This is a genomic window from Rhizobium sp. WW22 (assembly GCF_047041135.1).
Lineage (GTDB): Bacteria > Pseudomonadota > Alphaproteobacteria > Rhizobiales > Rhizobiaceae > Rhizobium.
In genome coordinates this window covers 1711860-1731586 of record NZ_CP178198.1, presented here as the reverse complement: position 1 = coordinate 1731586, position 19727 = coordinate 1711860, and the positions used below count along the sequence as shown (strand labels likewise).

Annotated in this window: 16 protein-coding genes and 1 tRNA gene; 12 read left to right on the top strand and 5 right to left on the bottom strand. The window is 57.5% G+C overall.

Features of this window, described 5'->3' with window-relative positions; translation table 11 throughout:
- The first annotated feature begins 42 nt into the window (after positions 1–42).
- From ACK83U_RS08600 to ACK83U_RS08580, 5 genes are all read left to right on the top strand, one after another.
- Positions 43–1038, top strand: coding sequence for an isopenicillin N synthase family dioxygenase (locus ACK83U_RS08600; RefSeq protein WP_112605423.1), 996 nt, complete (start codon positions 43–45; stop codon positions 1036–1038).
- 48 nt (positions 1039–1086) lie between these two features.
- Complete coding sequence (locus ACK83U_RS08595; RefSeq protein ID WP_112605426.1) at positions 1087–2202, top strand: endonuclease/exonuclease/phosphatase family protein; 1116 nt, start codon at positions 1087–1089, stop codon at positions 2200–2202.
- Positions 2199–2939 (top strand): NUDIX hydrolase, encoded by a 741-nt coding sequence (locus tag ACK83U_RS08590; protein WP_112605428.1) that lies wholly within the window; start codon positions 2199–2201, stop codon positions 2937–2939. Before ACK83U_RS08595 ends, ACK83U_RS08590 begins: the two co-directional genes overlap by 4 nt.
- 68 nt (positions 2940–3007) lie before the next feature.
- Positions 3008–3925: a PhzF family phenazine biosynthesis protein gene (locus ACK83U_RS08585; RefSeq protein ID WP_412474841.1), complete on the top strand. Its 918-nt coding sequence runs from the start codon at positions 3008–3010 to the stop codon at positions 3923–3925.
- 124 nt (positions 3926–4049) lie between these two features.
- A tRNA-Lys gene (locus ACK83U_RS08580) sits at positions 4050–4125 on the top strand.
- A gap of 275 nt (positions 4126–4400) precedes the next feature.
- Here ACK83U_RS08580 and ACK83U_RS08575 read toward each other — a convergent pair.
- The gene (locus ACK83U_RS08575; protein WP_112334593.1) at positions 4401–4697 is read right to left on the bottom strand and encodes a hypothetical protein; all 297 of its coding nucleotides are present in this window, start codon (positions 4695–4697) and stop codon (positions 4401–4403) included.
- A gap of 1107 nt (positions 4698–5804) precedes the next feature.
- On the opposite strand from ACK83U_RS08575, the gene ACK83U_RS08570 reads away from it, so the two are divergent.
- Both ACK83U_RS08570 and ACK83U_RS08565 read left to right on the top strand, forming a co-directional pair.
- The gene (locus ACK83U_RS08570; protein ID WP_112605434.1) at positions 5805–7268 is read left to right on the top strand and encodes an FAD/NAD(P)-binding protein; all 1464 of its coding nucleotides are present in this window, start codon (positions 5805–5807) and stop codon (positions 7266–7268) included.
- 208 nt (positions 7269–7476) lie between these two features.
- Positions 7477–7944, top strand: coding sequence for an RrF2 family transcriptional regulator (locus tag ACK83U_RS08565; protein WP_015340239.1), 468 nt, complete (start codon positions 7477–7479; stop codon positions 7942–7944).
- 21 nt (positions 7945–7965) lie between these two features.
- Here the strand turns inward: ACK83U_RS08565 and ACK83U_RS08560 are convergent, their stop codons facing one another.
- Positions 7966–9183 carry an SfnB family sulfur acquisition oxidoreductase gene (locus ACK83U_RS08560; RefSeq protein WP_112605437.1) on the bottom strand — a complete coding sequence of 406 codons (1218 nt, stop codon included), beginning with the start codon at positions 9181–9183 and terminating at the stop codon, positions 7966–7968.
- A 642-nt stretch (positions 9184–9825) separates the two neighbouring features.
- On the opposite strand from ACK83U_RS08560, the gene ACK83U_RS08555 reads away from it, so the two are divergent.
- From ACK83U_RS08555 to ACK83U_RS08540, 4 genes are all read left to right on the top strand, one after another.
- Positions 9826–11241: an FAD/NAD(P)-binding protein gene (locus ACK83U_RS08555; protein WP_112605440.1), complete on the top strand. Its 1416-nt coding sequence runs from the start codon at positions 9826–9828 to the stop codon at positions 11239–11241.
- A gap of 396 nt (positions 11242–11637) precedes the next feature.
- Complete coding sequence (locus ACK83U_RS08550; RefSeq protein ID WP_412474820.1) at positions 11638–14256, top strand: mechanosensitive ion channel family protein; 2619 nt, start codon at positions 11638–11640, stop codon at positions 14254–14256.
- Between the two features lie 221 nt (positions 14257–14477).
- A complete protein-coding gene (locus tag ACK83U_RS08545) occupies positions 14478–15317 on the top strand; it encodes a response regulator (protein WP_112605443.1) in 840 nt (279 codons plus the stop codon).
- A gap of 174 nt (positions 15318–15491) precedes the next feature.
- A complete protein-coding gene (locus tag ACK83U_RS08540) occupies positions 15492–16823 on the top strand; it encodes a diguanylate cyclase (RefSeq protein WP_112334599.1) in 1332 nt (443 codons plus the stop codon).
- A 40-nt stretch (positions 16824–16863) separates the two neighbouring features.
- Here the strand turns inward: ACK83U_RS08540 and ACK83U_RS08535 are convergent, their stop codons facing one another.
- From ACK83U_RS08535 to ACK83U_RS08525, 3 genes are all read right to left on the bottom strand, one after another.
- Positions 16864–17883, bottom strand: a complete 1020-nt coding sequence (locus tag ACK83U_RS08535; RefSeq protein WP_348627044.1) for a GlxA family transcriptional regulator — start codon at positions 17881–17883, stop codon at positions 16864–16866.
- A 303-nt stretch (positions 17884–18186) separates the two neighbouring features.
- Entirely contained in the window at positions 18187–18327 is a 141-nt protein-coding gene (locus ACK83U_RS08530; protein ID WP_246712041.1) for a DUF1127 domain-containing protein, read from the bottom strand.
- 129 nt (positions 18328–18456) lie between these two features.
- A complete protein-coding gene (locus ACK83U_RS08525) occupies positions 18457–18702 on the bottom strand; it encodes a hypothetical protein (RefSeq protein ID WP_015340230.1) in 246 nt (81 codons plus the stop codon).
- 119 nt (positions 18703–18821) lie between these two features.
- On the opposite strand from ACK83U_RS08525, the gene ACK83U_RS08520 reads away from it, so the two are divergent.
- A complete protein-coding gene (locus ACK83U_RS08520; protein ID WP_015340229.1) occupies positions 18822–19721 on the top strand; it encodes a LysR family transcriptional regulator in 900 nt (299 codons plus the stop codon).
- Positions 19722–19727 lie beyond the last annotated feature (6 nt).

Below are 19727 nucleotides of genomic sequence, written 5' to 3'. Positions count from 1 at the left end.
TCCTATGCTTGATTTGCTCGACGTCACGAAGGGGAGTCGCGCATGTCCGATCATAGCTTTCCGATTTTCGATCTCGGCGCTTTCGAAGCAGCCGATCATGACGAGAAGAAGCGGCTCGGTGCGGAGGTGGATCGGATATGCCGCTCGACCGGCTTTCTGGCGATTGCCAACCACGGTGTCGCGGATGCCATGATCGCCGAGGTGTGGAAGAAGACGCAGACTTTTTTCGATCTGCCGTCTGAGGTGAAGCAGAAGGCGAAAACGCTCTATCCCGGCTACCCCTACGGCTATCTCGGGCCGGGCACTGAGGCACTTGCAAAATCGCGCAACGTGGACACGCCGCCGGATCTGAAGGAAAGCTTCAATGGCGGCCCGCTTTCTGCACCCTCAGGCATGACAGATCCTGAAGCACTCGGCTTCTGCTACGCCGCGACCATCTGGCCGGAGGGGCCTGAAGGATTCGCGGAGGCATGGAAGGCCTATTATCGGGCGATGGAAGATCTCGCGGCGCGTATCATGCGTGTCTTCGCAACGGCGCTCGGCCTCGATGAACATTTCTTCGATTCCTATGTCGACGCGCCGATCAGCGCGCTGAGGGCACTGAATTATCCCGAACAGCATGTGCCACCGCAGCCGGGCCAGCTTCGCGCCGGCGCGCATACCGATTACGGCAGCCTGACGATCCTCCTGCCGCAACCCGGCTCGAAAGGGCTGGAGATCATCGCCCCCGATGGCAACTGGACGCCGGTGCCGCCGGTGGAGGGTGCTTTCGTCATCAACATCGGCGACCTGATGGCGCTCTGGACCAACGATCGCTGGGTGTCCACGGTGCATCGTGTCGTCAATCCGCCGCCGGAAGAGGGCGGCATGCAGCGCCGCCAGTCTCTAGCCTTCTTCCACCAGCCGAACTGGTTTGCCGAAATCGCCTGCCTGCCGTCGTGCCTGAAGGAAGGCGAGGAGCCGAAATATGCTCCCGTTCTTTCCGGCCCATATCTGATGGGCAAGTTCAAATCGACTGTTACCGCCAAGGCCGGATGATGCGAGTATAATAAGCCGGCTCATATTCTTCTTAAACTGGAATGCTTCATGTCCCTGCGCCTTGCGACTTTCAATGTCGAAAATCTTCTGACCCGTTTCGATTACACTGGTTTTCGCAATCAGCTGCGCCAGGATCGCGTATTGCAGCTCTTCGATGTCCGTAATGAAGAGATCTATCAGCAGCTGGAAGCGGCACGCGTGATTGCGGCGACCGACGACACCAGGCAGATGACGGCGCTTGCGATTGCGGATGCCGATGCTGACATCATCTGCCTGCAGGAGGTCGACAACATGGCGGCGCTGCAGGCTTTCGAATATGGCTATCTCTACCGCATGGTCGGCAATGGCTATCGGCAGAAATTCCTGATCGAAGGCAATGACAGCCGCGGCATCGATGTCGCCGTGATAATGCGCGAGGAAACGCGCGACGGCCAGCCGATCGTGCTTAACGACATCAAGAGTCACGCCATGGTGACCTACGGCAATTTCGGTCTTTTTAACGACGAGCTTGCGGAGCTCGGCCTTCATTCGGAGGACAAGATCTTCAAGCGCGATTGCCTGGAGCTGCACCTCCATATTGGTGGGGTTCCGTTTTCGCTCTATGTCATCCATCTGAAATCGATGGGACCTGCGCGCGAGGGCGTGGATGGACGTCATGCGACCATGCCGATCCGCCGAGCCGAGACCATGGCGGTTCGCCGCATCATCGAAGATCGCTTCGGGGCTGGCCACACGGCGACGAAGAATTTCGCCATCTGCGGCGACATGAACGACTATCAGGAATGGATCGACGTCATCGGCACACGCCGCAGCGGCTATCGGTTCGAACCACGCGGCGAGGAGAAGGGCAGCGCCCTCGATGTTTTCAGCCATGATGGTTTTGCGGAGAACGTTGTGCGGCGGCGAGAGGAGCTTGACCGCTGGACGCTTTACCACGCCCGAGGGCCGCAGGAGCAGCGGCTTTGCCAGCTTGATTACATCTGGCTCTCTCCGGCGTTGGCACGCGCCAATGCCACGCGCATGCCCGATATCATCCGCTCGGGCCAGCCTTTCCGCACTATTTTCCCACCGGGGCAGGAGGTGGAGCGCTATCCGCGCGTCGGCTGGGACAGGCCGAAAGCCTCAGACCATTGCCCCGTCGTCATGACATTGGATTTGATATGAGCATCTCAGAACAGAACGACATGGCCGGCTGGCCGCCGGAAGGCACCGTATTTCCCGTTTCCGGGATCGATCTTGCCGTGCTGCCAGGCGAGCATCCTTTCCACGTTCAGGAGTCTGCGGCGGCGCAGGAGAACTGGGCAAGGGAAATCGCCGACAATCCGGCCCTCTTTGATGGGCGCATGATCTTCCAGCGTCGTCTTTCGCTTGCCGACGGCCTCGTCAGGGGTGAAGCCTATGTGACGCCTTTCTCGACCTTCCTTTGGTGGCGCAAGCAAAGCGAGCGGCACGGTGGCTTTCATCTTTTCGCATTTCCGGTGGCGGTATCGTCCGATGGTGCGATCATCGCGATCCGCATGGCGCCGCACACTGCCAATCCCGGCCAAATTTATTGCGCGGCTGGATCGATGGACGAAAATGATATTGTCAACGACCACGCCGACGTCGCTGGCAATATGCGACGCGAGGTGCTGGAGGAAACCGGTCTGGATTTGAACAACGCGATCGCCGACCCTGGATACTACGCAACCCATATGAATCGTTCCGTCACGCTCTTTCGGGTTTTCCGCTTTCCGTGGACGGCCGAGGATATGCTTCGGCGCATCGAGGCGCATATACTGGTTTCCGAAGAGGACGAGGTCGATGGCGTGGTCGCTATTCGCTCGGCAGATCCCGCCGCGCATCACTACAGCGTGGCGATGCTGCCGATCCTTGCCTGGTTCTTCGGTGGCGGTAGATAGCTTGGGCTTGCGCTGGAGTCGCTTGCCGTTATGAATAATTAGGTCTGGAAGTATGGATGGAGGCCAGATTGGCGCGCAGCTATAGTGTCTATGATGTGTTCACCGACAACAAGTTGGCGGGCAATCCGCTCGCAATCATCTTCGATGCGGGGGACCTTAGCGATGAGGCAATGCAGGCGATCGCCAGGGAGATGAACCTTTCCGAGACGGTCTTTGTGCTGCCGCCGCAAAATCCTGCCCACACGGCGAGCCTGCGCATATTCACGCCCGGTCGCGAACTGCCTTTTGCAGGGCATCCGACAGTCGGCACGGCGATCGCCTTGGCGGAGAAGGTCCATGCCAATCACGGCGGTGACCTCGATCTCGTTTCCGTTCTCGACGAGCGCGTCGGACCGGTGCGCTGCGCCATCAAGCTACGCCAGAACAAGGCGAGTTTTGCCGAGTTCGATCTACCGAAGAAGTCGCAGGAGATCCCGCTGCCGCTCGACAGGGCCGATATCGCCAATGCACTCAGCCTGAAGATCACCGAGGTTGGCTTCGAGAACCATGTACCCTCCATATGGAGTGCCGGAGTGCCGTTTCTTCTGGTGCCGGTGCACGATGTCGGCGCCGCTGAAAGGCTGGAGTTCGATCTGCAGCTTTGGGAAAAGACGGTGCCCTTCGTCGACGGCGCGCTTGCTTCGGCTTTCATTTATTGCCGCGGCGGCGTCAATCACGTTGCCAAATTCCACGCGCGCATGTTCCCCGTCGGAATGGGTATCGTCGAGGACCCGGCGACGGGTGCTGCAGTGGCGGCGCTGTCCGGTGCGATCAATCAGTTCGATGCTTTGCCGGATGGGCATCATCCTGTCGTCATAGAGCAGGGCATCGAGATGGGGCGGCCATCGCTGATTCATCTTCACCTCGATATCAATGGCGGCATGATCGCCAATGCCCGCATCGGCGGCCAGGCGGTGCGTGTTGCGTCAGGAATTCTTGAGCTTTGATTTCATTGAGTTTTCTGCCGCGCCTGAAATTTTTTTGACAAAAAAACAAAGAAAATTCGCCTAGCCGCTGGACAATCAAACCGATCCTATTTATATGCCCGGTCACGCCGCCAGCAAGCGGTACGGGTGATTAGCTCAGTTGGTAGAGCAGCTGACTCTTAATCAGCGGGTCGTAGGTTCGAGCCCTACATCACCCACCAAAAACTCCTTGAAATCGTTAGTTAATTCGAAACGTCTCGAGGGTTTTCGGCTGCGCGGATTCCAGCAGATTAGAAACGGTTTCCAATTCAAGTTCCGTGCTATTCCGGAATGCAGCGGGCTTGATCTCGCTCCAGCGGCTTTCCATGAGCTTCATCGCATCCGCGCTAAACTCCGTGGTGCGACGTCCCTCCCGTACTTCAGCATAAGACAGGTGTTCGTCCGCGGTTCTTCTCCCGATCGGACAGCAATCGACGTTGTCGGTAGGGTTGTCGCTCTAGTCGGAAAGCCTGCCCAGTAGAAGGCCGGTAAATAAGCCGAGGAGCGCCGTCACGATCAGGACGGAGCTTGTGGCTGTCGGATTTTCCTTTGCGGCCTGCACTACGTTCCGGCCCTCGGCGCGGGCATGATCCGCGATGTTTGCCACTTTTCCCTTTGCTGAAGAAAGGGCCTCGTCGGCGCGGTCCGAGGCGCTATCGATCCGCTTTGCCAAATCGGTGGAGAGCCTATCGATCTGGCTGCGGAGTTCATCGATCTGCGCATTGATGTCCTTGTCCAGCGAGATGTCGGCCATGATGCCCTCCTCCTTGATTGCGGGTAAGTTCCTCCAGGAACGAATGGAGGCTTGCTTTGGTTCCCATCAGGTTGAACGACGTCTTTCGCAGTTGGAGAAGTTTTGAAACGGCCACGAAGCGACCGATATGCCAATGGCTTCAGCGTAGATGCAGGAGAAACGCGGTTGGCGCTGATATCGCCATCGTGAAAAGAAATAGGGAAAGCCCATATTTCAGTCTTCGCATTCGGCGCGTCTTGATGCCGTCCCAGTCATATCCCATAAGTATATCCTGTTTGCTTCGTGCTTTATTGATGCTGGAAATATCCCATGAATTGTTTGCGCGAAGCTTGTGAATTGTTTTCATCAAGGCAATGAATAAATACGTCGGATTATACAATCCTGTGCTGCAATTTTTTATTTGGTTTTTGCAAGTATAACTGAGAAGGCTCATTATTAAACTAGAAGTAGTGAGTTTGGACCCTATCGTAGACTTTGCGCGAGCTGCAATCTCTGATTTGACTGAACATCCAGCCGGGCACTGATCGCGCATCAACCAATCCACATCACCAGATTATGCTGTTGCTGCAAGCGACGCCCGCGCCTGCGCTCGGATAGGCCGGGCCGGCCAACGGAGCTTTCCGGTGATCACTCCGCGTTCAAATAACGTCAGACATGTCCGGCCGATGGCAATGGCCATCGCTTTCGGCCATGTGCGTTCAAGGCTTCCTATATCCACCTTCCATGACGCTAAATACAAAGATAGCGGCCAGAATCACGATCAGCGTATAATCGAAGGCGGAGAGCAGTCGAAGCAGTTCCATGATGTTTCTCCTCCCACAGAGAACACGAACCAGAACAACCGCTAGTATGTTCCTCCCGCGGGCGCATGCCAAGTTTTTTGCATCCTGCGGTGCAAAAACAATGTTGTGCGAGGCACAATAACCAGTTGTTTCTAAAGACATATCAGCACTCTATTAGCTGCTACTGGTTGCGGCGAGGGCGAGCGCGCGCTGCAATCGTATTGTCAACAAATTTTATAGAGTATAGCATCGGCACAGTGATAAGTCCGATTGCCCAACGCTTGCAGAAATCACGTGGTGCGATCGATTTGGAGGGAGTTGGCTATTGACCCTTGGCTCTGACCATCAGCCGCGTGACCTGCCTGTTGTCGTTATCGTTGGCGGTGGCGTTTCCGGAACCGGGGTTGCCTTTCATCTGCTGCAGCGACAGTTGCTGCGGGCTGGGCAGGTTTTCATATTCGAGCCGCGGGAGCGTTTGGGGGCAGGGCTCGCCTACGACACGCAGGATGTCGCCCATCGCATCAACGTGCCTGCGGCGAGGATGAGCCTGCTGCCCGATGACATCGAACATTTTCAGCGCTGGTTGCTGGAAAATAATGCGCTTGCCGATGATGATGCGGCGATTGCCGTCGATGGCAGTCTTTTTCCGCGACGCTCCGTTTTCGGGAGCTATATCAACAGCATGATCCGTCCCTTCGCCGAGAACGGGCGGCTGCGCCACGTCAGGCAAAGCGTCGAGCGGATCCAGAGGACGGGCGGCCGCTGGGCGGTGACCGGTGCTGGCGGAGAGCGCGTTGATGCCGATATTCTCGTCATCGCGACAAGCCATCCGTCGCCTTTGCCGCCGCAGGTGTTGCGGGATGCGCTTGCCGATCACCCACGCTTTGTTGCCGACCCAACGCGTCCTGATGCGCTTTCGGTCGTCGGCGCCGGAGATCGCGTCCTTGTGGTCGGCAACGGCCTGACCTCGGCCGACGTCATCGCCTCGCTCGAACTTAGGGGACATAAGGGGCCGGTCACCGCGATATCCCGACGCGGTCTGCGCTCGCGCGGCCATGCCGCGGTCAAGCAGGAGCTATTCGGCGATTTTACTGATCAGCCCTCGAAAACCGCGGTTGATCTGCTGAAACGCGTGCGAGCGGCTATCCGCAGGGCGGAAGGTGATGGACGCAGCTGGCATGCGGTCATCGATCAGGTAAGGACGCAGGGGCGGCAAATCTGGGAGGCGCTTCCGATCGAGGAGCGACGCCGGCTGGTTCGGCATTTGCGGCCGTTTTGGGATGTCCATCGTTTCCGTGTTGCGCCGCAGGTGGAAGCTGTCAGCGAACGGGCGCTTGCAAGCGGCAGGCTTGAGGTGCTGGCGGCTTCGGTTGCGGAGGTTGGCGTTACCGATGATGTCATCGATTGCCGGTTGCGATTGAGCCGTTCCGACCGTTTCGTGAGAAGGCAATTCGATGCGGTCGTCGTCACCACGGGTCCCGGACACCGAGGCATTCTGCAATCCCAAGCCTGGATCGATGAGTTGTCGAAAGCCGGATATCTCACATTGGATCCCGCCCGCTTGGGATTTTCCTGCGATACGCAATCACGCGCCTTGGCGGCCGACGGTACGGTGACACCATCTCTGTTTATCTCCGGACCGCTTGCACGCGGAACCTTCGGCGAATTGATGGGATTGCCCGAGGTGGTCGAGCACGCCGTTCTCGTGGCCGACCAGGTGGCCGGCGCGATCGCCGATTACACGACGCGTGGGCAAGGAAAGGCATATTTGGACAGTAGTGCCGCCTAAAATCCAAGAAAAGCCGCAAATTCGTTGCTCAGACGATACATTTGCCTAAATTTACTCATATAAACTATACAATTTGTGAGTTACTATCTTGTTCCCACGAGATTGCGGGGTTACTTCCGCAGTCCCATGCTGACAGGATCGGCCCGTTGAGTCTCTTTCGAGCCATGCCGGGTTTTCAACAACTGACTTTGCAGTAAAGCGGACGGCGATGCTTACGAAAAAAGGAAAGTACGGATTGAAGGCGCTGGTGGATCTCGCACGCCTCGGCCCGGGTGAAACCGCGTTCATCAACGATATCGCGTTACGCAACAATATTCCGAAGAAGTTTCTCGATACCATCCTGCTCGAATTGCGAAACGCCGGCGTGTTGCGTTCGAAGAAGGGGCCAGGCGGCGGTTATTCGCTGTCGCGTCCCGCCTCGGAAATCCGCATCGGCCACGTCATCCGTACCCTGGACGGGCCGCTGGCTCCTATCCGCTGCGCCAGCCGCACGGCCTATGAAGCCTGCGACGACTGTTCCGATCCGGAGCGTTGTCAGGTACGGCGCTCGATGACGGAGGTGCGTGACGCGATTGCCGAGATTCTCGACAACATGTCGCTGGAACAATTCGTCGCCGGCGGCGCGGATTTCGACGTCCCGGAACGGGAAGATCGACGCGCTTCTCATACCGCCTGATTTTCGACGTACCTTTGCTTATCAAGGCAACCAACTCTTCAATGGCTTCACGCCGTTGAGATGGTAGTTGCCGACGATGTGGTATTTCTGGCGGGCCGGTTCATGCAGCGTATGGATGCGGGCGTTGCGCCAATGGCGGTCGAGGTTCAGGCCGATGCCCGCCGACGCCGTGCCGGCAAGCTCGAACAGTGTGTCGGCTGCCTCCATCGCAATATCAGCCGTCATCGTCTGGGCTGCCGCAACGGAGAGCGCCGCATCGATGACGTGGTCTTCCGTGAGATTGATCTGCGCCGCGTCGATCTTGCCGCCGGCTCGTTCCATCGTTGCCGTTGCCGCTTCGATTCGGACGGCAATTTCTCCGATTCTCGTTACGATCAGCGGATCATTGACGACTTGCTCATCCCCATCGCTTTCCCTCGGGTGAGAACGCGCCCACACGAACTCCATAGTCGCTGCCAGTGCGGATCTGGCGATACCGAGATTGATTCCAGCGTGCGTGAGTTGGTTCACGCAATCGATCACCGTCGGCTCCGCCAACTTTTCTCGGTCTACGAGCAGGGTGTCGGCATCGAGATAGACATTATGCAATATGACCGTGCCGTTTCCGGAGGTGCGTTGACCAAAGCCGTCCCAATCGTCAATGATTTGGATGCCTTCCGCATTTCTGGGCACGACAGCGGCTATCGATCCCTGGCGTTTATCCGCCGCGAACAGGGCGATCCAATCTGAAAAGAGAATGCTGGCGGACGGCCGGCTTCGTCCGTTGAGGCGGAGGCCAGGCCCATCTGATGTCAGATGCCAGGAATGCTCGTCGGCGCCGCTTGCACCCGCCTCGGAAAAGATGCTCGCGAAACGATCGCCGGTAATGGCGCGATCGAAAAGGGATGCCCTTTGGTCCTCACCGCCGCCAATTCTGACCGCTTCCAGCACGTGAAAATGCGTCTGCAATATCTGCGCGATGGACGGATCGGCCTCCGCAAGGATAGCGATGACTTCGGCGAGAACGCTGTTCGAAATGTCGATGCCGCCATTTTCGGAAGGAACGGAAATTCCAAGCAGCCCCGATTGGGATAGAGCCTCGGCCTCGTCATAGGGCAGGATGCGGTTGATATCGCGGTCGCTCGCCTGCTGTGCAAAGGCCGCCGCAAACGAGCGCGCAATATCGAGCGCCTCTTCTTCGCTTTGAACGCGATGGGCGGGCGGCCTGACGCGTTCATACAATTGGGAAACAGTCCCCATTTGTCACTCCTCGACCAGCGCCGGCTCGGCTCCTCAGGGCGTGGCAAATCAGCGAGATGCTGGTTTCGCACCCTTCTGTATAATAGGCGCCGACTGAAAAATTGTAAGCGCTCGACCCGATGTCAGTAGGTCGAATAGCGAACTCGATGCCTTCCAATGCCATTCCCTCCACAGCGAAAGCGGTTTCGAAATCTGATCATAGCGCCCGGAATTGCTTTCCTTTTCCCAGTTCAATCGAAGGCGCGGCACGAAGAAAGCAACCGACCGCTGGATGTTTTTCAAGCCGCATTATCGCCGATCCGATTCCGCCCGCAGAAGAAAGCGCTTGCTAGAGGCGCATTTTCGCGCTTTCATATACGACTAAATAAGTAGACAATGACAATAATCATGCCGCCTCATCGCTTCAAGAAGCAATGGCGGACGATTGCAGGCATCGGATATTGCACCGAGTTGGACCTGCCTGTCGCACCTTTCTTTCGTTGGAGAAGAATGGTGGAATTTTGAGACCCGAAGCGGCTCTTATGCGTTTTGTCAGCCGCCGTTCTTCGGTTGTCGAGCGTCAGATCAGAGTTTGAATTTCGGGCAGTTAAGTGACAAGCCCAAGAAAGGCATGATCGACCACCTCTCGCCCCAGGAGTTGATATGACGGTTCAGGGATTCTTTTCCGCCAGGACAAATGCGGCGGCGTCGGCTTATGTGATGCCGCGGATTGCCGTGATCGGACGTGGTTTTTCCGGTATGATGATGGCAATCGCCCTGCTGAAGACAGTGCGCTTTCCCTTCCATCTGCAGCTCTTCGATCCCAATTCCAGCGTCAGCGGTGGTCAGGCGCTCGCCTCGGGACACAGCAGCGAAATCCTCAACAGTCGCGTACGCGATCTTTCGGTCTCTGCCGGCGATCCCGACGATTTCAATCAATGGCTCTCCAGCAATGCGCCTTTCCGTAGCGCCGTCCCCGCCGCCATACCGGGTTTCCTGCAGATCTTCGTGCCGAAGAGCATTTTCAGCGACTACGTCTACCAGCGCTTTTCGGAAGCCTTCTCATCACGGCGCGATGTGGCAGTGCAGGTCCGCAGCGAGACGGTCTTCGGTCTCAGGCGTGTTCGCGGCGGCCGTTTCGTGGTGGAGAGCGACGGGGCCGGCAATGCGCCATTTGATATGGTGGTGCTGGCAACGGGCTACGGCATTGCCGATTGGGAGGCGCAGGCCAGCGATCTCGTGACGGTCCCGACCACCGTTCGTGCGCGACGCCTTGTGTCGCGACCGCACACGATCCTGCTGGGAAGCGGCCTGCGCGTGGTCGATCGGCTGCTGCAGATGCGCGAAAACGGCTATACGGGGCAGATCACCATCGTTTCGCGGCGGGGCTTCCTGCCGCAGAGCCATACGCGCAACAACGCCGACCCGGTTTTCCCTGCAGATGAGATGCCAGATAAACTCAGCGAAATTGTTCGCTTCATTCGCCGCGCTTGCGAGGAGGCGGAGGCGAACGGGCAGAGCTGGCAGTCCGTCATGAATGGATTGCGCAAGCATGCCCGATCGCTGTGGCGATCCTTGCCGGCCGGTCAGAAGCAGCAGTTCAACCGTCATCTGCGGGCGCTCTATGATAGCCATCGCAATCGGTTGCCCGAAGCCCTGCATGTTCGCCTCAATCAGGAGATGGCTGAGGGTAACACGTTGTTGCGGCGCGGTCACTTCATCCGGCGGACGCCTACAGGGCTGGTTTTGAGGCCCGCGGGACGGCAGGAGACCGAGCAGCTCTATGCCGATGACGTGATCGATTGTCGATGCCAGGCGCCCGATCTGAATGCGCCGTTGCTCCGCAGCCTTATCGACGCCGGCCTTGCGGTGCCGGACGAGCTCGGCCTTGGTCTCGCGGTCGATGCAGCGGGTGCGCTCGAGGTTAATGGGCGTTCGACGGAGGGGCTCTTTGCCATCGGCCCCCTGGGGCTTGGAAGTCTCCCGGACATCGATCTCGTGCCTGAGATCGTGACGCAGGCCTATGCGGCCGCCGAAAGCGTGGCGGAACGTTTTCATCCGCAATGCAAGGCGGTCTGACCACTCAGCAGCGTCTCCATTTGCAAGCAAGGTGGCGATCGTTTGGTTCTTTAAGCGTACCGCGTCGCGGCAGAATAGCGGCTTGCTGCGGGCGCCGATCATGGCGCCACCTTCATCCTGATTGCCCAGCGCGTATAATCTATCATTGCCAAGGTGGTTCTCTGGCCTATTTCTGGATGGGCGCTGGTCCGTGCGATAGGTTATGTCCAGTATGAGGCGGCGTTGCCAAGTTTTGAGCGAGGTTCTGGACAGGATAAGGGCGTGAAATGCCTTCGTGTCGCCTTTCTTTGTCTTACAAGGCGTACGCGTAAAGACTATGGAATTCGCAATCATATTATAGGACGAGTCGGATCTCTGTTTTTGCGGAGATTTCGGTCATCCATTGGCTGCGACTTCATGTGCAACGAGGAGCTCTGCTTGCGCCCGCTGAAATCTCGTCTTTTTCTATTGCCTTTTTTGCTGCTGGGATTGGCTATGTTTGCCATCGTCGGTCCGCTGCTGGTGGGCGAGAATGCCTTTGCGCAGGATCAGCAGCCGGCCCAGACATCGCAGCAAACGGATCAACCGCCCGGGCAGCTCGCCAATGCGCTGCTGGACACGGCCGTCACCGAACTCGGCAAGGCAAAGAAGACCTACGCATCGCTTCAGGAGGCGGCGAAGCAGGCAACAGCTGATGATGAGACGCTCGTAGCGCTCTCCGGCCAAGTTGACGAACTCAATCGCACCACTGCTGCTATTTCCGCGCGCCTAAAACCCCGTACCGCCGAGATCGATGCACGCCTGACGCAACTCGGTGCTGCCCCGAAGGAAGGCCAGCCGCCAGAGGCTCCGATCGTGACACAGGAGCGCGACCGGCTCAATGCCGAACGCTCGCAGATCAGTGCCGTGATCCTCGATGCAGACAATCTGACCGCAGAAAGCAATCGGCTTTCGATGCAATTCATGGAGATGCGCCGAAAGTTGTTTGCCGAGACGCTATTCAAGCGGACGGAGGTTTCCACCACGACATTCGACGATGCAGGCGCGGCTTTGGTCGAGGAGGGCGTCAAGTTTAGTGCCGCGGTGACGAGCTGGATCGCCTTCGTGTTCAAGGCAAAGCTTGCCTCGCTTCTGGCTGCCGTCTGCCTGTCGATCGGCGCTGCGCTGATATTTCTTTTTGGGGGTTATCGGCTGTTCCGCCGCTACTACGTGCAGGACGAGGCTATCGAGAATCCGCCCTATATCAGCCGACTGTCCGTCGCCTTCTGGTCGACCCTGATCCGCACGCTGTCGCTGGCAGCTTTTCTCGTCACGTCCTTCTTCTTCCTCTCGAATTTTAATGTGCTGCGGCCCGACATCGCGCCGATACTGGCTGCGGTCTTCGGCTTTATCGGCCTCGTCTATTTTGTCGGTCGCCTCAGCAATGCCGTCTTCGCGCCATTCCGGCCGCATTGGCGCTTGGTCAAGCTGTCGAACAAGGGAGCGCATTCGCTCACCTGGTGCCTTCAGGCAATGGCCGTTGTCAACGGGCTGGATTATGTCTTCGACCGCATCAGCGAGTCCATGGGATCACCGGTCGTCGTTACCGTGGCGAAAAGCTTCCTGGCGGCACTTTTGATCGGCCTCATCCTGATTGCGGCATCCTTCGGCTCGCCGATGCTGGCCAAGAATGGCGATCCGGATGCGCCTGGCCGCCATTGGCCGCATGGCATGGCCATCATTCTTCGCGCTCTCGGCATATTGGTGATCTTCACCTCGTTCATCGGCTATGTAGGGCTTGCCCGCTTCATGGCAACGCAGATGATCGTGACGAGTGCTGTCATTGCAACCATGTATCTCGGTTTTCAGCTCGGCAAGGCCGTATCCAAGCAGGGCGTTTTTGCCGAAACCATTATCGGCCGCTTTCTGGAAAACCGCCTGAAGCTGCGTGAGGTGGCGCTTGATCAGGCAGGTCTCGCAGCCGGACTTGCGACCTACGCAGTCGCGCTGCTGACGGGCATTCCCCTGATTCTGCTCTCCTGGGGTTTCCACATTCAGGATCTGGAAGCCTTCGCCTACAGGCTCTTTACCGAGATCAAGATCGGTAACATGTCGATCTCGCTGCTCGGCATCTTTGTCGGTATCCTGCTGTTTGCGGGCGGCTATCTGGTGACGCGCTGGTTCCAGCGGTGGCTCGACAGCAATGTCATGGCGCGCGGGCAGGTGGATCTGGGTGTCCGCAATTCGGTGAGAACCGGCATCGGCTATCTGGGCATAGCATTGGCGGCGATCTTTGCCATTTCCGCTGCCGGCATCGATTTGTCCAGCCTGGCGCTCGTCGCCAGTGCCCTCTCGGTCGGTATCGGTTTCGGTCTGCAGAATATCGTGTCGAACTTCGTGTCGGGCCTGATCCTGCTGGTCGAGCGACCGTTCAAGGTTGGCGACTGGATCGTTTCGGGTACATCGGAAGGCATTGTCAAGCGCATCTCGGTGCGTGCGACCGAGATCGAGACCTTCCGCAAGCAGTCTATCATCGTGCCAAACTCCGAGCTCATCAACGCGTCCCTCGGCAACTGGACGCATCGCAACAGGCTTGGCCGCTCCGAAATCCCCGTATCCGTCAGCTATGATGCCGATCCGCGCAAGGTGATGGATATCCTGCTGGAGTTGGTACGCTCGATCCCGAAGGTGCTCAGGAATCCGGAGCCGCATGTGGAGTTCCTGCGTTTCGGGCCGTCATCGCTCGATTTCGAGATGCGCTTCTATCTGTCCGATCTCTCCGACGGCATGGAGATCCGCAACAATCTACGCATCGAAATCCTCAAGCGCTTCAACGAGGAGGGGATTTCAATTCCCTATCCACATCAGGAACTGCATATCGTTCGCGACGGTAGGAGAGGCAGGCAGCTGGATGCTACAGCCGAAGCACTGACGGATGCTGCCGACGGGCCCGAGGCCGGAGATGCCATTCAGGAGGGCTCTGCTTCGTCCCGCGAAGATAAAGTGCCGGAGGCAAAAGGGGCGAGCCGGCGTCGTGGCCGGACCGCAGCGGAGTAAGTTGCACGCAGGTAAACCGCCGCCTGTGTGCTCCGTCTGAAGCTTTAAGCCCGACTTCTCGACATGGACAATGCGCTGCAAGAAAGGCCCGCGCCTCGAACCGCGTCGGCCGACCGGCATAATTTTCTTCACTTCCGGGAAACCAATCGACTTAACAAATCCGCAAAAGCTTTGTCTTAAAACAGTACAGAGGGGATCATTTTCAAAAACAGGTTTTCATTATGCCATTTCTGGGTGTTTCGGGGATGCAATATTCCGGCGCGTCTCTTGCCGGCTCGCGCATTCTTCTTGTCGAGGATTCCAATCTCTTTACATCGATGGTCAGGGCGAAGCTGAAGGAGCTTCTGGACATCGACGTCGAGATTTGCCGCAATTTCGAAGAACTGCAGCTTGCCTACGACAAGTCGTCGGAGCCGATCAAGCTGGCGATCTCAAATATGAACCTGCCGGGTGCCGAGAAGGGAGAGGCCTTGGCTTATCTTCTCGATCTCAGCATTCCAACGATTGCCTTCACGGGCACTTTTCTCGAAGGCACGCGCGACGAGCTGATCGCCAAGGATGTGGTGGATTACATTCTCAAGGACAATATCTTTGCGGTGGATATGCTGGCGGAATCGATCTGCCGCTTTCTGACCAACCACCGTCACCACGTTCTCATCGTCGACGACAGCGCAACGGCCCGCGCTTTGCTGTCCAGCCGCCTAAAACGCTACAATTTCCGCGTCAGCGTTGCGGAGAATGGCGCAAAAGCGCTCGAAATCCTGAGGTCCAGCTCAGATATCGGCCTTATGGTCACGGACTACAATATGCCCGACATGGACGGATTCGAGCTGACGCGGCGCATCCGCGCGACCACCGGCTCCCATGAGCTGCGCATTATCGGTGTCTCGTCATCCAGCAACCGGCTGCTTTCTGCCCGTTTCCTCAAAGCGGGCGGCAATGATTTCATCCTGCGGCCATTCATCGACGAGGAATTCTACTGCCGCGTGAATCAGAATCTCGATACGCTGTTGCAGATTCAGTCGGCTCAGCCGCCCGCTAGGGAGGTGCAGGCCCGATGAAATCGGCTTGAGCAATCCAGGAAAAGTGAGGAAAAATCACTTTTATGTAAATCTCCGCAATCGGCGGTTCCAATTTTTTCACGAATCCCGTTCAGGATACGGGCAAGACGGTTTAGCAGACCTGCAATTGACTGATATTCATACACCTGATGGTGTGGGAGGAATTGAAGGGAAATGGTACTGCATGCGGGAAACCTCAGCGGTGGCATCGGTCACCGCGACGGCAGCCAGAAAATACTTCTGGTTGAGGATTCGCGCATGTTTTCGGCGGTGCTATCGCATCGGTTCGAAACCGAACTCGGTCTTGCGGTAACCCATTGCTCTTCATTGAAAGTGCTGAACGAGGTGCTGGCAGGAGCGGATCGCAGCTTCACGATGGCGGTGATCGACCTTAACCTCCCCGACGCTGCCCATGGAGAAGCCCTGGATGTTGCCGTCGCCCATGACATTCCCACCATCGTTTTTACGGCATCTTTCGACTTAGCGACGCGCAATCGCATCATGGAGCGCAATGTCGTCGACTATGTGCTCAAGGATGGCGAGTTCGCCCTCGACAATCTTGTCTCCTCCGTCCGGCGCGCCATTGCCAATCGGTCTGTTCGCGTGATGGTCGTCGATGATGTGCCTTCGGCGCGGAAAATGCTGACGGACTTGCTGCACGCCCAGCAATTCAAGGTCGCTGAAGCCGGCACGGGTGTCGAGGCCCTGGCAATGCTCGAAACATTCGATGACATCGAAATCGTCGTTACCGACTACAATATGCCTGACATGAACGGGCATGAACTGACCCGCCGAATCCGCCACCGTTATGGCTCGGATCGGATGCGGATCATCGGCATTTCGTCTTCGAACGATCGTTTGCTGTCGGCGACATTCCTGAAGGCGGGTGCCAGCGATTTCATCTATCGGCCCTTCGTTCAGGAAGAGCTGCAATGCCGCATCGCATTGAATGTGGAGACGCTGTCGCAGCTGAAGCAATTGCGGGCGGCAGCGGCGAGCGACTATCTGACCGGGCTCTATAACAGGCGCTATTTCTATGATCATGGCCCGCGTCTGGTCAATGAATGCCTGCGTCGCCAGCGTCCGAGTTCCGTTGCCATTCTCGATATCGATCATTTCAAGCATCTGAACGATACTTATGGGCACGAGATCGGAGACCAAGTGCTGAAGGCCGTTGCCGGCAGGCTTCACACGCTTCTGGAAGGCACGGATAATCTGCTCTCCCGCCTTGGGGGCGAAGAGTTTGCCATTCTTTTTGCGGAAATGAATTCGCGTGCGGCAACCGAGTTGTGCGATGAGGTCCGCCTCAGCCTTGCGAGCTTGAAGGTTCATGCTGACGACGAAGAGCTTTCGGTGACTGTTTCCATCGGGGTCGCGGAAATTGCCGGCTACGAGTCCTTCGACAACTATCTCAATGCTGCCGACCAGTTTCTCTACATGGCGAAGCACAATGGCCGAAACCAGGTCTATTCCGATTTCAAGATGGCCCAACAGGCGGCCCAGTAAGCCGCCTGCAATAATCCGTTTGCCTTGATTTCCATCGCTCTCAGACGACGATGCCGGTGCGGTTGGTCGACATGGTCAGCTTGCGCTCTGCGCGCTCTTGCTGCGGCGAGCGATTATAGAGTTCGCGATAACACTTGGAGAAGTGCGAGGCCGATACGAAGCCGCATGCGACCGCCACTTCAACGACCGGCATGGAGGACTGCACCAGTAGATGCCGGGCGCGATCCAGACGAATTTCAAGATAGTAACGAGCCGGCGAGCGGCCCATTTCCTGCCGGAACAGGCGCTCGATCTGCCGACGCGACAGGCCCGCATCATCGGCGATTTCCAGCAGCGACAGCGGCTCGGCGAGGTTGCTTTCCATCAGCTCGATAATCGACAGCACCTTGGAATTCTGCACGCCGAGACGCGCGCGCAGCGGTAGGCGCTGGCGGTCATGCGGGCTGCGGACACGATCGGTCAGCTGCTGTTCGCAGACGCGGTTGACGAGGTTCTCGCCAAAGTCCTGACCGATGAGATTGAGCATCATGTCGAGCGAGGCGGTGCCCCCCGCGCATGTATAGAGGTTGCTGTCGACCTCGTAGAGATCGGCATAGACTTCCGCCTGCGGGAAGGTTTCCGAAAAGCCCGGCAGGTTCTCCCAGTGGATCGCACAGCGCTTGCCGTTCAGCAATCCTGCCTGGGCAAGCACATGCGCGCCCGTACAGAGGCTGCCGACGGCGACGCCGCGATTGTATGTCTCACGCAGCCAGGCATTGACCGACTTGTTGTGGAATTCTTCGACATAGATGCCGGAACAGACCAGCACCATGTTCGGGCGGTTCTCGCCGCCCAGATAGCGGCGCTCGTCGGTAAGGGAAGAATTGACCTCCAGCCCGATGCCGCTGGAGGAATAGACTTTCTGACCGTCCGTCGAGGCGAGCCGCCACGTGTAGGCGGGGTAGCCCAGCATGCGATTGGCAATCCGCAGCGTCTCGATCGCGGCGGAAAACGGCAGCATGGTGAAATGCGGAACAAGGAAGAAAACCAGGGAGCGCGTCTTGATCGGGGTCTTGCTCATGTCGTGAAAATCCATGTTCCAGGGCCGTTACGTATTCCTTGCGTCAAATACGCCGGCCCGATGGTCTATAAGCGACATTGGCATGGATAATCGCGGCCGCAAAGGGATATTTGCGTCTACTTTGAAAAATTGGGCTATGAAGGAGAGAAGCAAAGGGGAAGCGAGCAATATGCTCAAGCGACGAAATATATTTGTGGGTAATTCTCAGGATTAAAATGCGATTCGCATCTTGATGCGTAAATGTTCAAAAGGCGACGCTCGCTTGGGTTGAGCGCCGCCTTCAGCCGTTGTTCTTGCTGATTATCATCGGGTAGCCTTCGGCTTCTTGATTTCGTTTGCGGCCGGCCAGCCCAAGTCCTTGCGCATGTCATCGGACAGAGATTCAAGCTCGCGAAGGGAGCGCCACTGCTGCCAGCGCTTAGCGAGGCGAGAAAAGAAGGGCATGTAACTTCCGCCTGACGGAAACGGGTTCCGCGTGCCGGTCTGTCTATAGCTGATGGTCGTCATTTTCAGGGTCCTTTCAGTGTCAACCGCTCAAAATGTCACGGGTTTAATATGGGCCTGCCAGATCTATCAATCAAACGAATAGATCTTATAGCTGCCATTAGTATTATTGAACGAACGCAATTTGCCGGGTTTCCGCTCCAGCGCCGACAATGTGCGATCCGGCGGGAGGCCGCGTGCATTGACGTCATCGATCAGATGAGCGGGAAAGCGGGTGGCAATCTCGTCGAGCGTATGCTGCGCCATCCGCTGAATTTTGCGGAGGCGTAAAAGAGAGAAAAGCCGTGAGGCTTCGTCCGATACCATGCCAGCCATGATTTTACTCCTTTGAGGCTGCGATGAATTTCCATTACGTCTAATATGGTGCTTCGTTGACATTCAGACAAATGAAATGATATGGTGCTTAGGATCAGAAAAATTGAAAGGTAGTCGATATGACCGTACCGTTCCGCCGGCCCATACCGTTGCTTGACAATGAAGTTCTGCGTACCTTTGTGGCGATTGCCGAAACGGGGAATTTCTCAACCGCGGCCGATGCGGTCTTTCGTACGCCGTCAGCTGTTTCCATGCAGATCAAAAAGCTGGAAGAGCAGCTCGGCGTTACGTTGTTTCTCCGCGATGCGCGCTCGGTGAGCCTGACGCAGCACGGGGAGATGCTGCTTTCCTATGCGCGCAATATTCTGGCGCTCTCCAATGAGGCGGTGTCACGCTTCATCATGCCAGAACTCAGCGGCGTCGTGCGGCTTGGCGCGCCTGACGATATCGGCGAACGTTTGCTGCCGACCATCCTCAAGAGCTTTTCTGAGACATATCCCGGCATCATGGTCGATGTCGTCGTCGATATGAGCATCCAGCTCAAGAAGCGCATCGAGGAACAGCGGCTGGACCTCGCGCTGATCAATTGCGCGACGCGTCCTTTCCCGACCGAGGGTGAGGTCATCTACACTGAGCGTCTCGTCTGGGCCGGTGCCAAGTGCGGCACCGCCTATCGCCGCGATCCGCTGCCGATCTCGATCTGGGAAGAGGGCTGCATCTGGCGGTCTGAAGCCATGGCGCAGCTGGAGCGGCAGAAGCGCGCCTATCGCGTTTCCTATCTCAGCGCCCATACGATGGCGCAGCGCGCCGCGATCGTCTCCGATCTTGCCGTCGCGCCATTCCCGCGCTCCTACATCACCGATGACATGGAAATTCTCGGACCGAACGAGGGGCTGCCGGAACTGACGTCCTTCGACATTCGTCTGCTGACGGCATCGCAGATGACCGGACCGATGAAAGCGGTGGCAGACAGCATTCGCCAGGCCTTCGTCGAGATCGGGCGCAAAATGGCCGCGTGAACGCGG

Coding starts and splice junctions, on each gene's coding strand:
- ACK83U_RS08560 (WP_112605437.1), bottom strand. CDS start 9,183: ATGGGGACTGTTTCCCAATTGTATGAACGCGTCAGGCCGCCCGCCCAT.
- ACK83U_RS08525 (WP_015340230.1), bottom strand. CDS start 18,702: ATGGCTGGCATGGTATCGGACGAAGCCTCACGGCTTTTCTCTCTTTTA.
- ACK83U_RS08535 (WP_348627044.1), bottom strand. CDS start 17,883: ATGAGCAAGACCCCGATCAAGACGCGCTCCCTGGTTTTCTTCCTTGTT.
- ACK83U_RS08555 (WP_112605440.1), top strand. CDS start 9,826: ATGACGGTTCAGGGATTCTTTTCCGCCAGGACAAATGCGGCGGCGTCG.
- ACK83U_RS08590 (WP_112605428.1), top strand. CDS start 2,199: ATGAGCATCTCAGAACAGAACGACATGGCCGGCTGGCCGCCGGAAGGC.
- ACK83U_RS08545 (WP_112605443.1), top strand. CDS start 14,478: ATGCCATTTCTGGGTGTTTCGGGGATGCAATATTCCGGCGCGTCTCTT.
- ACK83U_RS08565 (WP_015340239.1), top strand. CDS start 7,477: ATGCTTACGAAAAAAGGAAAGTACGGATTGAAGGCGCTGGTGGATCTC.
- ACK83U_RS08575 (WP_112334593.1), bottom strand. CDS start 4,697: ATGGCCGACATCTCGCTGGACAAGGACATCAATGCGCAGATCGATGAA.
- ACK83U_RS08530 (WP_246712041.1), bottom strand. CDS start 18,327: ATGCCCTTCTTTTCTCGCCTCGCTAAGCGCTGGCAGCAGTGGCGCTCC.
- ACK83U_RS08520 (WP_015340229.1), top strand. CDS start 18,822: ATGACCGTACCGTTCCGCCGGCCCATACCGTTGCTTGACAATGAAGTT.
- ACK83U_RS08540 (WP_112334599.1), top strand. CDS start 15,492: ATGGTACTGCATGCGGGAAACCTCAGCGGTGGCATCGGTCACCGCGAC.
- ACK83U_RS08600 (WP_112605423.1), top strand. CDS start 43: ATGTCCGATCATAGCTTTCCGATTTTCGATCTCGGCGCTTTCGAAGCA.
- ACK83U_RS08550 (WP_412474820.1), top strand. CDS start 11,638: ATGTGCAACGAGGAGCTCTGCTTGCGCCCGCTGAAATCTCGTCTTTTT.
- ACK83U_RS08595 (WP_112605426.1), top strand. CDS start 1,087: ATGTCCCTGCGCCTTGCGACTTTCAATGTCGAAAATCTTCTGACCCGT.